Origin of the sequence: Spirosoma flavum, assembly GCF_042686045.1 — a bacterium.
Taxonomy (GTDB): Bacteria; Bacteroidota; Bacteroidia; order Cytophagales; family Spirosomataceae; genus Spirosoma; species Spirosoma flavum.
In genome coordinates, this window is the sequence record NZ_JBHUOM010000023.1 from 1 (window position 1) to 16,763 (window position 16,763).

At 51.1% G+C, this 16,763-nt stretch carries 16 protein-coding genes and 3 pseudogenes; 12 read left to right on the top strand and 7 right to left on the bottom strand.

From position 1 onward, the window contains the following. Window positions 1-258 precede the first annotated feature (258 nt). Entirely contained in the window at window positions 259-561 is a 303-nt protein-coding gene (locus ACFS25_RS20470; protein ID WP_381504736.1) for a hypothetical protein, read from the bottom strand. A gap of 699 nt (window positions 562-1,260) precedes the next feature. Between ACFS25_RS20470 and ACFS25_RS20475 the strand changes: the two genes are divergently transcribed. Then, entirely contained in the window at window positions 1,261-1,455 is a 195-nt protein-coding gene (locus tag ACFS25_RS20475; RefSeq protein WP_381504738.1) for an IS3 family transposase, read from the top strand. A 161-nt stretch (window positions 1,456-1,616) separates the two neighbouring features. Here ACFS25_RS20475 and ACFS25_RS20480 read toward each other — a convergent pair whose 3' ends face one another. The 4 genes and pseudogenes from ACFS25_RS20480 to ACFS25_RS20495 form a co-directional block, all read right to left on the bottom strand. Next, on the bottom strand, window positions 1,617-2,024 hold the full coding sequence (locus tag ACFS25_RS20480) for a hypothetical protein (protein WP_381504740.1): 408 nt from the start codon (window positions 2,022-2,024) through the stop codon (window positions 1,617-1,619). A 2-nt stretch (window positions 2,025-2,026) separates the two neighbouring features. Beyond that, window positions 2,027-2,182, bottom strand: coding sequence for a hypothetical protein (locus tag ACFS25_RS20485; RefSeq protein WP_381504742.1), 156 nt, complete (start codon window positions 2,180-2,182; stop codon window positions 2,027-2,029). Beyond that, window positions 2,176-2,769 carry an efflux RND transporter permease subunit gene (locus ACFS25_RS20490; protein WP_381504744.1) on the bottom strand — a complete coding sequence of 198 codons (594 nt, stop codon included), beginning with the start codon at window positions 2,767-2,769 and terminating at the stop codon, window positions 2,176-2,178. The genes ACFS25_RS20485 and ACFS25_RS20490 overlap by 7 nt, the downstream gene beginning before the upstream one ends. 46 nt (window positions 2,770-2,815) lie before the next feature. Beyond that, a pseudogene (locus ACFS25_RS20495) lies at window positions 2,816-5,014 on the bottom strand (efflux RND transporter permease subunit). A 199-nt stretch (window positions 5,015-5,213) separates the two neighbouring features. Here ACFS25_RS20495 and ACFS25_RS20500 point away from each other — a divergent pair. Then, window positions 5,214-5,666, top strand: coding sequence for a LytR/AlgR family response regulator transcription factor (locus tag ACFS25_RS20500; RefSeq protein WP_381507019.1), 453 nt, complete (start codon window positions 5,214-5,216; stop codon window positions 5,664-5,666). Between the two features lie 34 nt (window positions 5,667-5,700). Beyond that, a complete protein-coding gene (locus ACFS25_RS20505; protein ID WP_381507022.1) occupies window positions 5,701-5,787 on the top strand; it encodes a hypothetical protein in 87 nt (28 codons plus the stop codon). Between the two features lie 15 nt (window positions 5,788-5,802). Here ACFS25_RS20505 and ACFS25_RS20510 read toward each other — a convergent pair whose 3' ends face one another. Continuing rightward, entirely contained in the window at window positions 5,803-7,059 is a 1,257-nt protein-coding gene (locus ACFS25_RS20510; protein WP_381504746.1) for a hypothetical protein, read from the bottom strand. A gap of 258 nt (window positions 7,060-7,317) precedes the next feature. On the opposite strand from ACFS25_RS20510, the gene ACFS25_RS20515 reads away from it, so the two are divergent. The 6 genes from ACFS25_RS20515 to ACFS25_RS20540 all read left to right on the top strand — a co-directional run bounded on the left by ACFS25_RS20515 (window position 7,318) and on the right by ACFS25_RS20540 (window position 13,251). Further along, window positions 7,318-8,199 (top strand): alpha/beta hydrolase, encoded by an 882-nt coding sequence (locus ACFS25_RS20515; RefSeq protein WP_381504748.1) that lies wholly within the window; start codon window positions 7,318-7,320, stop codon window positions 8,197-8,199. Window positions 8,200-8,273: 74 nt separating this feature from the next. Next, entirely contained in the window at window positions 8,274-9,914 is a 1,641-nt protein-coding gene (locus tag ACFS25_RS20520) for a carboxylesterase/lipase family protein (RefSeq protein ID WP_381504751.1), read from the top strand. A gap of 95 nt (window positions 9,915-10,009) precedes the next feature. Continuing rightward, entirely contained in the window at window positions 10,010-11,305 is a 1,296-nt protein-coding gene (locus ACFS25_RS20525; protein ID WP_381504753.1) for a CitMHS family transporter, read from the top strand. Next, window positions 11,302-12,624, top strand: coding sequence for an acyclic terpene utilization AtuA family protein (locus ACFS25_RS20530; RefSeq protein WP_381504754.1), 1,323 nt, complete (start codon window positions 11,302-11,304; stop codon window positions 12,622-12,624). The genes ACFS25_RS20525 and ACFS25_RS20530 overlap by 4 nt, the downstream gene beginning before the upstream one ends. Further along, window positions 12,621-12,944 (top strand): AtuA-related protein, encoded by a 324-nt coding sequence (locus ACFS25_RS20535; RefSeq protein ID WP_381504756.1) that lies wholly within the window; start codon window positions 12,621-12,623, stop codon window positions 12,942-12,944. The genes ACFS25_RS20530 and ACFS25_RS20535 overlap by 4 nt, the downstream gene beginning before the upstream one ends. A 97-nt stretch (window positions 12,945-13,041) precedes the next feature. Next, complete coding sequence (locus ACFS25_RS20540; RefSeq protein WP_381504758.1) at window positions 13,042-13,251, top strand: hypothetical protein; 210 nt, start codon at window positions 13,042-13,044, stop codon at window positions 13,249-13,251. A 219-nt stretch (window positions 13,252-13,470) separates the two neighbouring features. On the opposite strand, the pseudogene ACFS25_RS20545 reads toward ACFS25_RS20540, so the two are convergent. Next, window positions 13,471-13,992 (bottom strand): annotated as a pseudogene (locus tag ACFS25_RS20545) (transposase); the annotation flags it as partial. 47 nt (window positions 13,993-14,039) lie between these two features. On the opposite strand from ACFS25_RS20545, the pseudogene ACFS25_RS20550 reads away from it, so the two are divergent. The 3 genes and pseudogenes from ACFS25_RS20550 to ACFS25_RS20560 all read left to right on the top strand — a co-directional run. Beyond that, window positions 14,040-14,576 (top strand): annotated as a pseudogene (locus ACFS25_RS20550) (TolC family protein); the annotation flags it as partial. Window positions 14,577-14,678: 102 nt separating this feature from the next. Next, window positions 14,679-15,263, top strand: a complete 585-nt coding sequence (locus tag ACFS25_RS20555) for a fasciclin domain-containing protein (RefSeq protein ID WP_381504759.1) — start codon at window positions 14,679-14,681, stop codon at window positions 15,261-15,263. 39 nt (window positions 15,264-15,302) lie between these two features. Further along, entirely contained in the window at window positions 15,303-16,637 is a 1,335-nt protein-coding gene (locus ACFS25_RS20560) for a DUF2254 domain-containing protein (protein ID WP_381504761.1), read from the top strand. The last annotated feature ends 126 nt before the right edge of the window (window positions 16,638-16,763 follow it).

Consider the following 16,763-nt stretch of genomic DNA (forward strand, 5'->3'; position numbering starts at 1 on the left):
ATTAGTGGTCAACAAAAAGATGGATAACCAATAAACGGTCAACACTTTTCAGGACGGGTCACTATCAAAACCGTTCAGAAAAACCTCCATATTTCTGAACGATCTGGAACTGTGTTACTCATTATCGAGAGTTCTATATGTTATTTAGATCGTTCATTTAAATAGATTGGTAAAAAAATTAAGCTGATAGGTAATAAAATCGATTTGAGATTAGCGGTTATTGGCCGTTCATAGAGAAGCGCATAACTATGCTTAGCGTTACTTTTCGGTCTTAGGCCCCTTTTTGTCGAGATCCACCGCAAAAGACTTTGTAAGCGCCTTTTTAGGAAAACGAATGGAGAGGGTATCCAGGGGCAGTTGAACAAAGACACTTAGTTGCTCCCCAACCGGTTGGCGGGCAGGCGATGTGGTAGGTAGGCAGTGACGAAGAATTAACTCAGCCAAGCTTATCTTTTGGGCCTGAGCTTGCTCGAGTAGGGCCTGTTTCTCCACTGCCGTCACGCGCATGTGGATGGTTTCAGATTTACAAATTGCCTTCCGGGGGCGACCACGGCCATCCATACACAATCAGGGTTATGACAAAACAAAGATGAAAAATTATTTATTGTCTCACAAAAAATAAACTAGAACATACTCATTAGCTTTAGCTACTCTGATGACAGAAACGTAGTTGGGGAATAATTCAACGGTCTCTCGAAAGCCTGCGGTTGTGGAGCGTGGACAACCCGCTTTGAATCGGTTCGGAACCTTTCTCCCAACTCAACCCCTTATATGACTAGCTAACAATCGCTTTAGCCAGTGAACCTATACGTATGCATGAACCCGTCTACACCGAGATTCCCGATACCTCCGACTCCACCTACTGGGAAGTCCAGGTCCGCCCCAATGAGCTCCGCAGCACCACGTTCCTGCCTCGGGACAAGGACTTACATTTAGTCTTAAAAAAGAAAGCCTGGGCCACCATTCAGGCCTCCTTAGGGCGGAACCGTAGACGCTAAACCAAGCCCTGCCAAGTCAGGTTAAGCATACGCCGAAAAATACCCCCTGGAGCAAAGTGTGTCCGTACTCACCAAGAATTAACTGCCACTCTACTCTACACGAGTGTAACAGCTTGGCGTATGGCCCTCACAAACAGAGCTATAGATAATCAACTTGTATTTCATTCGGACCGAGGCATCCAATATGCGTGCACGGAATTTAGGGATGAACTGAAGGACTTACCGGTTGAGCAAAGTATGAGTCGCAAAGGAAACTGCCGCGGTGGCGGACCACTGGGATAATGCGGTTGCCGAGAGCTTTTTCAGGACACTCAAGTGCGAAATGGCAAACCACACTTATTTTGCCACGCGGGCAGCGGCCCGGTTAGCTACCTTTGAGTATATCGAGGGTTGCGGGGCCGCCCGTGCGGTACAACCGCCGACGGAAACATTCAGTATTGAATTACCGCACGCCTAGTCAACAAGAATCCTATTTTTACACTTCCTCAATGGCGGCCTAAAAAATCTCCACTATACTATTGCAAGTCCACTTCTTCGGTTTGCAGGAATTGAGCCAGAGTGGCTTCGTCCTGCCGACGAATTCGCCCCCAGATGTCCACTTCCCAAGATAGAGACAGGTTAGCGGAGTAATCTTCCAGGTGCCGGGTGACGATAAGATTCTCCAAGCTTAGGCCGTTCGAACTGTTGCGGGATAGGCGTCACCGTCGAGCCTGCAAGCTCGGCGGGCAAACGCGTTTGGCGGACATAGGCCTGATTTCCCTCGATCCGTTTGATGGCTATCTGCAAATCAAAATTGTTGGTCAATGCCGTTCCGATCAGGTTATGCAACTCGGTATCTCGAAAGAACTGCCGCCAAGGAATCAGTGCTACGCTGGTGGTGTCAAATCCATTACGCCCGCTGAGCTGATCCGGCATCGGCACCGTTGGGCGCTGGTAGTTTTGGCCAACTTTACAACCTGAGTCAAACAAGGTAAGCGCAAACAGGACGATTGACAGGCGAGACGACGAAAATAAAGGTCGTGACATGATTAATTATGAGTTATCGGATTGTTGGCAAACGCGTCTTCGGCCAGTGCCTTCCGTTCTTCGGCGGTTTTGGGCCGCCTGATTTTCTCCTGAATTCCTTGAAAAATGACAAATAGGACCGGAACAATGAATAGCCCCAGCATAACCCCGGTCAGCATGCCTCCTGCCGTACCGATACTGATCGAGTGGTTTCCTTTAGCCGATGCCCCGTAGCGCTCATCAACGGCACCAGACCGACAATGAACGCAAACGAGGTCATCAGAATCGGGCGTAGCCGCAGTTTGGCTGCCTCCAGGGCCGATGCCAGTAAGCCCATATCTGCCTGCCGTCGCTGGATAGTGAATTCGACGATCAGAATCGCATTCTTGGCCAGCAAGCCGATCAGCATGATCAGGCCCACCTGTACATAAATGTTGTTGTCGATTCCGGCCAGATTAATAAACCCAAAAACGCCCAGAATTCCGGTCGAAATAGACAGTAACACCGCCCGGATGGCATCGCCTGTACTATAGATGGCGACCGAGGTAAATAGGTTATTACGGGTGATGGCTTCCGGTCCGTACACGCGTTTCAACGTAACCAGTGTTGTCATCGGGACCATCGGCCCCGATGCATCCTTCACATAAATGCAGTTCAGCGACGACGGATCGGCCCGATACTGAGCATTGGCCGGGGCAATCACGCGGTAGAATTTACCGAACCGGTTAAAGTCCGACGCGAATGTGCTGCCGTAATACACCTGCATTGTTTGCAGAATGTCGCTGGTCGAAACGCCGAGTTGTTTGGCTTTTTTACGTCCAGCTCCAGTTCAAACCGGGACGTACCCGTATCGAACGTCGTGAAGGCGGCCGCGATTTAGGGGCGTTTCTGTAGTTCCTCGATAAAGGCATTGGCCGGGGCGCTAAGTTTATCGATTTGCCACCGGTTCGGTTCTCCAACAGCAATTCGAAACCGTCGACGTTGCTAAAGCCCGGAACGGTTGGCATGGTGAACACATCGACTCGTCCTTCTTCTATGCCCGTCACCTGTTTACTAATCGAATCGACTACCTGCTGAAGGTCCTTGAGGGTTCCCCGGTCAGCATACGGTTTCATTTTGACGAACCCAGCCGCATAAGACGGGCTGGCCGAGTTGGCAATCATGTTGAAACCGCTAATTTCGATGTGCTGCTCAACAGCGGGCGTTTTGTGCAAAATACCTTCAATCTTATCGACTACTTTCTGCGTGCGCTGTAAGGATGCCCCCGCCGGAAGTTTCAGCGAATAGGCAATGAAACCCTGATCCTCAGACGGAATGAAGCCCGTTGGTGTGGTCCGCATCAGCATAACGGTTACAGCCGTTACCAGTGCCAGTCCACTCAGACCGACTCATTTGTTACGGATTAGAAACCGAAGACTCCTCCCATACTTGTTTGTGAGCGACGTGAATCCTGCATTGAACGCGTTGGAGAAGCGATTCAGAAAGCCTTTTTTCGGGTGACCGTCGTTATCTGATTCGCCGTCGCCGTGCGGATTTTTCAGTAGCAGCGCGCACAGCGCCGGACTCAGCGTGAGCGCTTTAATCGCCGAAATCAAGATGGCAATGGCTAGCGTGAACGAAAATTGCTGGTAGAAAACCCCCGCCGGTACATTCATGAACCCGACCGGCACGAACACAGCGGTCATCACCAGCATAATGGAAATGATTGCGCCCGAAATTTCCTGCATGGATTGGATGGTTGCCGACCGCGCTGACAGTCGGCTTTTCTCCATCTTGGCGTGAACCGCTTCGACTACCACAATGGCATCATCGACCACAATGCCGATAGCTAGCACCAGCACAAAGAGCGTCAGCAGGTTGGTCGTAAAGCCGAACAGCTGCATGAAAAAGAACGTACCAATAATCGCAACGGGCACGGCAATGGCCGGAATGAGCGTGGAGCGGAAATCCTGTAAAAACAGGAATACCACAATAAACATCAGGATAAAGGCATCGATCAGTGTGTGCGTCACCTGATCGATGGATTCGTCGAGGAACGTTTTGGTGCTGTAGCCGATGGTGTAGTTCATGCCTTTGGGGAACGCACCGGCGGCTTTGTCCATGATCGACAGAATCGCCACCTGAATGTCATCGGCATTCGAGCCCGCCATCTGGTTGATGGCAATGCCGACGCTGGGTTTCCCGTTGACGCGGGTATCACTACTGTAGGTGAATGAACCGAATTCAACCCGCGCAACGTCTTTTAATTGAATGGTCGATCCATCGCTATTGGCTTTCAGTATGATGTTTTCGTACTGCTCCGGCTGATTCAGCTTGCCTTTGTATTTAATCACATACTCGAACGCTTCGCGACTGTTCTCCCCAATTTTACCCGGTGCCGCTTCCAGATTCTGCTCCCGAATGGCCCCGATCACCTCCTGGGGCGACAGGCCAAGCGCCACCAGCCGGTCCGGTTTGAGCCAGACCCGCATCGAATAATCCTTCACGCCAAAGACCATTACTTGCCCTACCCCATTCACCCGCTGTAACTCCGGGATCAGATTTATTTTAGCGTAGTTCTGCAAAAACGTTTCGTCATAAACGGCCTCATCGCTCTGTTCAGGTTGAGGATCATGATCATGCTGCGTCGAAATACCCGCCTAAATTACTTCAGTAGGCAGCAAACTCGTCGCTTTGGCCACCCGGTTCTGTACGTTCACAGGCGCCAGATCGGGATTCGTGCACAGCTTGAAATAAGTGTTGATCGCCACCGATCCGTCGTTACCCGACGACGAGGTCATATAGGTCATATTCTCGACCCCGTTGATAGCTTCTTCAAGTGGGGTCGCGACGGAGCGAGCTACCACTTCGGCGTTGGCACCGGGGTGTGAGGCCGCTACCTGCACACTGGGCGGAGCAATTTCGGGAAACTGCGTAACAGGCAGCGAAACCAGGGAGATGACACCCAAGATAACCAGCAGGATAGAAATAACCGTAGCCAGTACCGGGCGTTCGATGAATAGCTTAAACATAGACGAACCAGAAGCGTCTCAACCCAATGTGCTGGGCCGAAACGGTGAATAGGAACTTGTAATTACTGTACGCGAGCGGCTGTCAGGCTGTCGGTTGCAATGAGTCGCGGCTCATTACGTATTACAGCACTACGTTGAGCAGGTAGACCGACTGGCTCTGGTCGGCAGTTGCTATCATGCACTCGAAGCCATCAATTTCCTGCATCGTCAACCCGTCGATCTGTTATTTCTGGATATCAATATGCCCCAGATGAACGGCCTCCAGATGCTGGAAACGCTGACCCATCCACCCAAAGTCATTCTCGCAACCGCTCATTCGGAGTTTGCGCTGGAAAGCTACAATTACAACGTAGTGGATTACCTGCTAAAGACCATCGAGTTCGCCCGGTTCCTAAAAGCGGTCGATAAAGTTGTTACGGCACACGCTGAGGAAGAAACGCAACGGGTGAGTTTACCTGTACCCACCCCGGCCTCGTTCGTGATCAAAGTAGACGGCGACTGGGTACGATTGGCCCACGATGATCTGCTGTATGGCCAGAGCTGGGGCAATTACGTCAAGCTGTTTACGACGCAGCAGGTCTATGTAACAGCGTTGACCATGACTGAACTAGAGCAGCGATTACCCGCTAATCAATTTTATACGCATTTATAAATCCTACCTGGTTTCTCTGAAGAAAATCAGGCGCCTGAGCGGCAACGAGGTTCTGGTGGGCGAAGCAGCCCTTCCCGTTGGGCATACCTACCACCGGGAATTAGTAGACCGGCTCCAGTGAGGATAAGTCACCAAGTCAAAACGGTTGTTTACTCGAAGTGGGCGTCAGAAGAACACCTTCGCGGGGCTCACGAAGCAGGATACTTTTTTCGTCGATCAGTGTTTTCAAGGGCTCGCTGGCTAAGGTATCCAATAAGCGGTACTTCAACTGAAACGTTTTGGTTTGTTTGTTCGACTGTACCCATTTCATGATCTTACAATGGCAGTTCGCATTTTCCGGTGTATTAATAATTTCTTCCAGTGAACCACCTTTGCCCTGTTTGATAAACACATTTCGGATACCGATCATATCATTGCCACTACCCATGTCAAAGCTCCACGTAGTAGCAATACTAGTGAGGTAACGTTCCTCCTTGTCCAGCCGTAAAAGAGCATGGATGGGCGACTCTACGGTGCCGCTCTTGTTCTTCACCCGTGAATAAATGGATACCAGCGCTGGTGCTTCAAACTGCATGTAGCCGATATGATCGATGTTGGCACCATGTCGGTTAAAGATAAAATAACCATCCTTGTACGTGATTTCCACCAGGTTATTTGCCACCTGATGAAATCGATTAGGGTCATTGGCCCGTGCCTGGGGTGCCCCAGTATAGTATAGCCAGATGCCTGACAAACTGTCAATCTCGGCCTGGCTGGGTTGGTAAGGCAGAATGTTCAGGTCTTTACGAACGGTAGCCCATTCATTCCGGTCGGCCACCCAGCGGGTACTAACAAGGCCGAGTAAAGCCAGACAAATCAGCAAACTGGCCATCCATACTCTCTTCTGTTTCCCCAAAGCCTCCTTTAATTGATGCGTGATGGCCTCCTGTTCCTGCTGACAGGTAGCTAACTGCTGCCGGAGTGCTGCTTGCTCATCCAACCGTAACGCGACGGAGGCATCTACTCCTTCGATGAGATTGGTGTCCAGCGGATTTTGTTCGAATCCTCTCCGTCCTACCCCGTACAGATACAGGTAGCAGGCATCGATCAGAAAGGGTCGAGGATTAGCCACTAGTTGGTTGAAGGCGTCTTTCACCTGAACGCCCGTTATGTCGTACTTCCGGTGGGGATACTCTACCTGTTTTGGATTGGGGTCTGGCGGATAGGCGTCATGGTTGAGCGGCTGGGCTGTGTTCGGTAATTCGTTGCTGATCGTGCTAAGCAACCGGGCGATATCCTCGTAGTTTTTCGGGTTGGTGTTCCGTATAACGCCCTGACCAGTCGCACGCTCGTACGTGTCAATGACTTTTCCGAGTAGGTACCCGACTTCCTCCTTACCCGTCTTTATTTTCATGCAATATGCTCGTTTTTAACTGATTAGGAAATTTCATTAACCCTGCTGAATTTTCCTAAAGATACGGCTTCATTTAATAAGCCTGATAACTACACATTCATACTCGACACAGAGTGATTGGACTGAACGAGCACCTATATTTGGCCAACTCTGTTTTTTGTACAAAAGAATAACAAATAAAGCTTAATCAATATGCCCCGTCCGACAATGGCATTAAACCGGTATCAGCGTCAAAAAATCACCCAATCAGTACGTACAGTGAAGCAGTCTGAAACATCTATTCGCCAGCTACTATTCTTTTTTGGCTTCTTTCTTACCCTTCCGCTGCAGGCGGCCAAAGTCGATTCACTGGATGTGCCCAGCGCGGTTATGAAAAAGAACCTGCGGGCGGTAGTCGTTTTACCCGACTCCTATGCATCCTCGGCCAGAAACAAAACGACATACCCGGTGCTCTATCTGCTCCATGGTGGCTATGGACACTTCAATGACTGGATCACTAAAACGCCGGACAAGACACTGATTCACCGGCTCGCCGATCAGTACAACCTCATCATCGTCATGCCGGAAGGCGAAGTGTTCAGCTACTATCTGGACAGCCCCGTCGTCAAGGACAGCCATTTTGAAACCTACCTGACCAAAGAGGTCATCGACAAAATTGACAACACATACCGCACCGTTCGCACCCCAAAAGGCCGGGTTATTACGGGCCTGTCGATGGGTGGCTACGGGGCGTTGTACCTGGCTACTCGTCACCCTGACCTCTACTGCGCAGCTGGCAGTATGAGTGGAGCACTGAATCTGGACATGAACACCTGGAAACTACCACCCGATGCGTTCAAAAATATCAGAGCCGAATTTGAAAAGATTCTGGGGCCCTTCAGCCAGTCGCCCGATGGGTGGGCCGCTTATTCGGTAGTGGGTATGGCCGACAAAATGAAAACGAACGGCCTGAAACTGGTGATCGAATGTGGCGTGGATGACTTTCTGATCGAACCGAACCGGGAGTTACATCGTCGGCTGGTTTTCAACCAGACACCCCATGATTACAGCGAACGACCTGGCGGCCACAGCTGGGAATTCTGGCAAAATGCCCTCCCTTACCAGGTACTGTTTTTTAGTAAGGTACTGAACGAAAACTAAGTTGTCAATTCGTTAGCACACTGACCTTCCCCTTATCCCAAGTTTCCCGAAATGATGGTTAACCCCGAGCATGCATGAACATCAAAACAACCCTTTCGTCCCTGTTAATGATCGCCTTACCCCTGCTGGCTGTTGGACAGGCTAAAACCGGATTGACCGACCCCATTGTGGCCGGTAAAGGCATCGCTACCGTACTAACCGAATCCGGTTCGGTTCGGGGTTATATCCACAACGGCACGTTTACGTTCAAAGGAATTCCCTACGCCAAGGCCGAACGCTTTATGGCCCCTACGAAACCCGATTCGTGGACGGGCGTTCGCTCGTCAATGACCTACGGGCCCGTTTGCCCAATGGACGTAACCACGACAACCTACGATGAGATTGAATTCCCGTTTCAACACAATTGGGGCTACACCAACGAAAACTGTCTAAGCCTGAACGTCTGGACGCCCGAAATCAACGGCAACAAAAAAGGCACTACTGAAGGGCGTCCCGTCATGGTGTGGCTACACGGGGGCGGGTTTACGGCCGGTTCTTCGGTTGAGCTACCGTCGTACGATGGCGAAAACCTGACCAAAAAAGGGAACGTGGTTGTCGTTACGGTCAATCACCGCTTAAACGTGCTGGGTTTTCTGGATCTGTCGGCCTACGGGGATAAGTACAAAAACGCTGCGAATGCGGGTCTGATGGACTTGGTGTCGGCCTTGCAGTGGGTGCAGCAGAATATCGCTCAGTTGGGGGGGGATCCCGCAAACGTAACCATCTTCGGCCAGTCGGGCGGGGGCGGCAAAGTAACCAGCCTCATGAATGCTCCTTCCGCGAAGGGCCTGTTTCACAAAGCCATTGTTCAGAGTGGCAGTTACATCACCAGCTTTACCGAAACCGATCTGGCCAGGAAAGTAAGTGCAGCCCTGCTTGCTGAATTAAATCTACAGCCCAACCAGATTGATTCACTGCAAAAAGTACCGTACGAACGGCTGAATGCGGCCAGCAGAAAAGCCATGCGTACGGTGGCCGAGAAGTTGAAAGCCGACGGAAAGCCAATCGCCGGCCTGGGCTGGGGACCGGTTCATGATGGAAGCTTTCTGCTGTATCAGCCCATCGAACCAGCCGCGATAGCCATGTCGAAAACGATTCCGCTGCTCGTAGGATCAACCAAAAATGAGTTTACGCCCTTCATGCCGGGCACCCGCGATCTGACGATGGAAGGCGCCCGGGCCAACCTACAGAAAAAATATGGCGATAAGGCAGAAACCTATATCGCAGCAGTGAAGAAGGCGTATCCCGAAACGGTTAAACCGTCTGATTACACAGACATTGACGTCAATTTCCGTCCGCTCACGGTTCAGCAGGCCAATGCAAAAGCCATTCCGGGGGCGGCTCCGGTGTACATGTATCTATTTACCTGGCAGTCGCCGGTAATGGATAGTATCTACAAAGCCATGCACTGTATGGAACTCCCCTTTGTGTTCAATAACATTGACTACTGCGAAGAAATGACGGGCGGTGGCAAAGCCGCTCATACGCTGGCCGATAAAATGAGCCAGGCCTGGATTTCATTTGCCAGAACGGGCAATCCGAACCACAAAGGCTTACCAACCTGGCCCGCCTACACGCCCGAAAATGGGGCGACCATGATACTCGACAATACGAATCAGGTGAAAAACCATCCGGACAAGGAACTGTTGCAGATCGCTACGGGCAAGTCGCTGTAGATGCATTTCGACAGTATTAACAGGATCGACAAGATTTCTATTGGCTAAAATTCTGCCTATTCTGTCAAAAATAACCTCACTCACCTATATGCCATATGCTTTCACTACTTGGCTTTACCACCATTGCCGTTTTCCTGGTGTTGATTATCACCAAGCGTCTGTCCGTCCTAACGGCACTGGTGCTGGTGCCGGTCATCATGGGCTTTCTGGCCGGATTTGGTCCGAAAGAATTGGGCGAGATGATTCTGGTAGGGATCAAACAAGTAGCGCCGACGGGTATTCTGCTCATGTTCGCCGTACTTTATTTCGGGACGATGCTCGATGTCGGCCTGTTCGATCCCATCATTGCGGCCATCATCCGTTTTGTGAAAGGCGACCCGCTCAAAGTTATTTTGGGAACGGCGGTATTGACCATGATTGTCCACCTCGACGGTGATGGAACGGCTACGTTTATGATCGTGATGTCAGCTTTTCTGCCCATCTATAAACAGTTACGTATCAAGCCGTTGATGCTGTCGGGGATCGTCGCGCTGAGTGTTGGACCGGTGCACCTGGTGCCCTGGTCCGGCACCTCGGCACGGGCTATCTCGACGCTGAAAACTGATGCCGCGCAATTGTTCAACCCGAATATTCCAGCGATTATAGCGGGCATTTGCTGGGTACTTTTTGTGGCTTACTGGTTCGGATTGAAAGAGCGAAAACGTCTGGGCATTATCGAACTGCGTTACATTCATCACGAAAATCTGACCTATGAGCAACGACAATTCCGTCGCCCTAATCTATTCTGGTTCAACGCCATCCTGACGGTTGGCCTCATCACAACCCTCATGAAAGGCTGGGTACCCGCACCGGCGCTGTTTATTTCGGCGGCTGTCGTCGCGCTGTTGATCAACTACCCCCGCTTACCCGATCAGCAGAAAGTGTTCCGAAGCCACGGGAACAACATTTTCATGGTGTCGAGTATGATCTTTGCGGCCGGTGTTTTTTCGGGAATCCTGACCGGCTCCAAAATGATCGACGCCATGGCAACATCCGTCGTTTCGCTGATTCCCCAGCAACACGCAGCCTGGCTACCCACGCTGACGGCCCTCACGAGCATGCCCGCCAGTCTGCTCTTCACGCCTGATGCCTATTATTTCGGCGTTGTTCCGATCCTGAGCCAGACCGCCACACAGTTTGGTGTCGACCCGCTGGAAATTGGCCGGGCCGCGCTGCTAGGCCAGATGACAGTTGGGTTTCCGGTAAGTCCACTCACAGCCTCGACATTCCTGCTGGTTGGTCTGGCCGAAGTCGATTTAGGCGATCACCAGAAATTTATTCTCAAATGGGCCTTTGGCACAACCGTCGTTATGACGCTGGCAGCTCTCTTAACCGGCTCGATTCATTTATGAAATCCTCTATTCGAATTGGGTGTGGGGCTGGTTTTTCCGGCGACCGGCTCGAACCAGCCCTCGTGCTAGTTCAGCAAGGCGAGTTAGACTACCTGGTGCTGGAATGCCTGGCCGAACGCACCATCGCACTGGCGCAGAAACGAAAACGGCAGGATGCCACGCTGGGCTACGACCCCTTACTGGAACGTCGAATCGACATGTTACTACCGCATTTACTGGCCAATAAGGTCCGCCTGATCACCAACATGGGCGCGGCTAATCCGCTGGCGGCTGCCCGAAAAATTGTCAAAATCGCCCAACGATTATCGCTTTCCGTAACGGTAGCAGCTGTCACTGGCGACGATGTGTTCAGCCTGTTGTCGGGTAACGAAACGGCTCTGGAAACGGGAAAGCCCCTAACCGATTCGGGGCTCCTTGTTTCGGCTAACGCCTACATGGGCATCGATGCTATTTTACCCGCGCTGGCAACGAATGCCAATATCATCATTACGGGTCGCGTCGCTGATCCGTCACTATTTTTAAGCCCGCTGGTTCATGAATTCGGCTGGTCGCCTGATGATTACAATCGCATTGGACAAGGTACGGTCATCGGACATTTACTGGAATGTGCGGGGCAGCTTACGGGTGGCTACTTCGCTGATCCGGGCCGAAAAGACGTACCTGATATGGCACATCTGGGCCACCCCTTTGCCGATGTCTCGCCGGATGGCGCAGCCATTTTTGGTAAAGTAGCCGGTACGGGCGGAATGCTGAGTCTGGCGACCGCCAAAGAGCAACTGCTCTACGAAGTGATGGACCCCAGCCGCTATATTACCCCCGATGTAGTGGCTGACTTTATGCAGGTAAAGTTGGTAGAAATTGGACCAAATCAGGTCCGGGTCACGGATGGGCAGGGCACCGCTCGGTCCAATACCCTGAAAGTGAGCGTAGGTTACGAAGGCGGTTTTATTGGCGAAGGCGAAATTTCATACGCCGGCTCAAATGCCCTTGCCCGCGCGAAACTGGCCGGAACCATTATCCAGGAGCGGCTACAAGACCGGTTCACCGATCTGCGAGTCGACTACATTGGTAGTACGTCGGTGCACCGAACCAACTTTGGTCAGTACTCTGACCCTTACGAGATTCGGCTCCGCGTAGCCGGAAAAGCTACTACAGCGCAACAGGCGGCTTTGGTTGGCGAAGAAGTCGAAGCCCTCTATACCAACGGACCCGCTGGTGGGGGTGGTGCCCGTAAATACATTCATGAAGTGGTTGGCATCGTCTCAACGCTCATGGACCGCAACAAATTAACGCCACAGGTAACACTATTTCACGCATGATTATCAAACTCTACGACATGGCTCACAGCCGGGCGGGTGATAAAGGCAATACGCTAACGCTCTCGCTCATTCCGTACAAGGTTGACGATTATCCCTTGCTTTGCGCTCAGGTTACGGCGGAGGCCGTCAAACAACATCTGGTCGATATTGTAGCGGGCGAGATCACCCGGTACGAATTACCGGACTTACCCGCGCTTCATTTTGTCTGCCAGCAGGCATTGACAGGTGGCGTGACAACCTCACTTACTATGGACACCCACGGAAAAAGTTTGAGTTATGCGCTACTGGAAATGTCGATAGAAAGCTATAAAGTCAGTTAACAGTGATAATTCGTATGCTCTCGGCTTATCATTGATAGTTGGTAAAAAGAGGTTCGTACGAACGAAGCAGAACTGGTCGGACTTGATAGTCTTCATCTTGCAAGTAATCTGCCTAATCGTCTGCCGAGCGATTAGGCAGATTACTCTTACACAACTACTTGTTGACCAGACGATTGAAAAAATTTGTAGCCAAGCTCCAAAAGTATGTAGTAACGAGTTAGTTGAGGTCTTATTCGAGTACCCGTACAGTAACATTGACTATTTGGTTAATCGGTTACAAACAGACCGGCGCACGGGGTCCAACTAGTTGCATAGCTTAGAGCAATTGGGCGTGATTCGAACCGAACAGAAGTGAAAAGAAGCCCTTTTTATTCATTTTGACCTCTTCAATCTATTGCGTCAATAGTCAGGTAATTAATCAGTGTTTAAAATGTAACTTATAGTTTTTGATTTATATAAGTCAGTTCGTTTGTAATCGTTCACAAAAAGGCCACTTCTCATCATTAATTAAACTTGTCATAATCAGCTATAAAAACCGTTCATTTAAGCGTCCGTGACTGATGCACAACCCTTTTGACGATGAGAAAGCCATTGCAGTAGCCCATCCAATAAGGGCAAAAAAAGAGTTATCTGGATACAAAGCCAACACTTGAGTAACCACTTTAGGCCAGCGCTTAGCCAACAGCCACTTCTTGAGATTGTAGGCCGTTGCCGCCATCACCATCCGCTTGTGAGCACTATCTTTCCCTCTGCCAGGAGATCGACAGGGCCGCCGGTGCGGCATTCCAAAGTAGTTTATTAAGCTCCCGAAAACTGGCTCAACCACCGCACTACGTCGCCTTTTCAGCCGCTTCCCTTTCTTACTCGTCAAACGAGCTTCCATCCGCTCATACTCCCGATAATACATGGTCTCACTGAGTGATTTACGATCTCGATTTCCACAACAACTTTCCTTGATAGGACAATTTTGGCAGGCGCTGAAGCTGGTAATGTAGCGGTAGTTACCATACCCACCCGCCATCTTGATACCATGATTACGTAAAATGGCTCCGTGAGTGCAGCGGTATTGATCCTGATCCGGCTCATATGTAAAGGGATATCCGGCAGGCGGAGCTTGCCCTGCAAGCCACTAATATCGATACTGAGATAGCCCGTGCCGAGTTTCTGCCCAGCCTGAACCTGACGGCGTACTTAGGACTGAACGCTTTCCGAACAGGTGTGCTGTTTAATCCGGCTTCCATTGCTGCGGGTTTGCTGGGTGGTTTGTCGACCCCCATCCTGAACCGGCGCTTTGTGAAAGTCAATTACCAGCAGTCAGTGGCCCAGAGTCGGGAATCGCTGTATCGGTATCAGCAAACCATTCTGACGGGTTTCAGTGAGGTAACGACCAGTTTGCGGGGCGTCGAGAATTATCGGACTGTCGCCGATCTTCAGGTGCAGGAAGTAGCCGTTTTAGAACAGGCCGTCTCGACATCAAATGATTTGTTTCGGGGTGGATATGCGTCCTATCTGGAAGTGATCACCGCCCAACGGAGTGTACTGGAAGACGAATTGGCCCTGATCACCACCAAACAGTCTCAGTTCCTGGCCCTAACGGATTTGTATCGGGCATTGGGTGGCGGTTGGGAATAATGGTATAGCCAGTAGGCAGAAAAACAATCAACCTGCCACAAGGTTAAAACCATAGCCGACCGTTTGGTTTGCCCATGTATTACCTAACAAAATCGGTTGATTATGAAACTCGCTTATTCGGTTATTTTTTGCCTCACCGGAGGCCTACTTGTATTCTTGAATAACCCCGTTACGGCCCAGACCCTGCCCTCATCGGCCTCACCAGATGCAACAATTAAGGCTAGTGGTGTAAAGACCGGCACCAATCTGGCGTTCAGTGCGGCCAAATCGCCCGACCACACGACCCTACTCCAGTTATTGAAAGCCTCAGGTTTAACTGAACAGGCATCGGGCAAGGGGCCCTACACTGTATTTGCCCCCAATAACGGCGCGTTTTCGGCTTTGTCAGAGCCTTCGTTGTCCGAACTATTACTACCATCAAGCAAAAATCGGCTTATCAACCTACTAGCTTACCACGTTGTAAAAGGTCGGATAACATCAGACCAGTTGAAAGACGGTCAGACGCTAACCAACCTGACGGGCCAGATTTTAACCATTCATAAACAGGGCAATGATATCACGGTGAAAGACGGGCGTGGTACCGTGGCCGATGTAATTCAAGCCGATGTCAGAGCCACGAACGGGGTGGTGTATTCGATTAACAAGGTACTTCAGCGCGACTCCCCCAAAGGCCCAATTGTTCGATAATTGCGGCTCTGGTTGACTCAATAGATCCATGCCCTTTTTATGCCGACCCGATTTCGCCAGTATTGGCAGCAATTGCAGGAATCCCTCTGGTTTGTACCGGGCCTGATGGTCCTGGCTTCCTTCGGACTCGCCTACGGACTGGTGGCGTTTGATACCCATACCAGTTGGCACGGCGAAAAACGGTTCCCCTTGCTATTCGCGTCAGGTGCCGATGGGGCCAGAGGGATGCTATCGGCCATTTCGGGCTCCATGCTGACGGTAGCGGCACTGGCCTTCTCCCTGACACTATCCACGATTTCCCAGGTGAGTAGTCAATATTCGCCCAGGGTGCTGCGCAATTTCATGCGCGACCGGGTCAATCAGGTTGTCATGGGCTATTTCGTCGGGGTGTTTGCTTACTGCCTGATTGTGTTGGGTACCATTCGAGGCACCGACGAGATTAAGTTTGTGCCCTCAACGGCGGTTTTGGTGGGACTGCTGCTTGCCTTGGGGGGCGTGGCGGCCCTGATTTTCTTTATTCATCATATCGCTGAATCACTCCAGACCGGCACGATTGTCCAGCACATTTTCCACGAAACTAACAAAGCTATTGATGAGTTATTCCCCGATCAGTTTGGGGAGCCTATCGACGACCCTGAGAAAGCAAAAGCGGCCCTGGCCTATGCTGATGAGGAGGCTGGCTGGCGACCCGTTTTTGCGAAGAAGACGGGCTATCTCCAGCAGATTAACACAGATGGTTTACTGAGTTGGGCAACCCGGCACCATGTAGTTCTACGGATTGAGAAAGAGATGGGCGCCTTTATCGGCGAAGGTTCTTTGCTCTTTAGTGTTCGCAGCGGTATGGAACGGCCTGAACCTGACGAAGCTGACTGGCCAAATGACCTGATGGACTATGTCAGTATTGGGCGACACCGAAACGTGGAGCAGGACGTAGCGTTCGGCATTCAGCAATTGGTTGATATTACCCTGAAAGCCCTCTCCCCCGGCATCAACGACACGACGACCGCAATTATGGCCGTGGATTACCTGGGAGCCGTTGGCGAACGACTGGCTCGACGGGAGTTTCCTGCGCGGTTGCGCTCCGATGGGAAGCACCTGCGCGTGCTGGTACGAAGTACAGATTTTGATGATTATGTACGGCTGGCGTTTGACCTGCCTCGCATTAATGCCAAAGGCAACCACGCTGTATTTCGGCGTTTACTGCGGGCACTGTCGCTAGTGGCCTCAGCCGCCTGCTCCGACGACCGTCAACCGATCTTGCGTCTACAGGCTTCGCTATTGATGACCTACGCAGGGCAGACGCTGGCCACGGACTATGAAAAGAAAGAGGTTTGGGCGTTGTATAGAAAACTTATGGAAACATGGCCCGGCTGAGGATGTACCGATGGAAGAATTCATCAAAACAATTATCGCTGTTACTGGCCTACTGGATTGAAGCTGGCGCGACTACAGTCCATTTATCGGGCGTTATTTAAACAAAAACCGCCTATTTGGGACAAG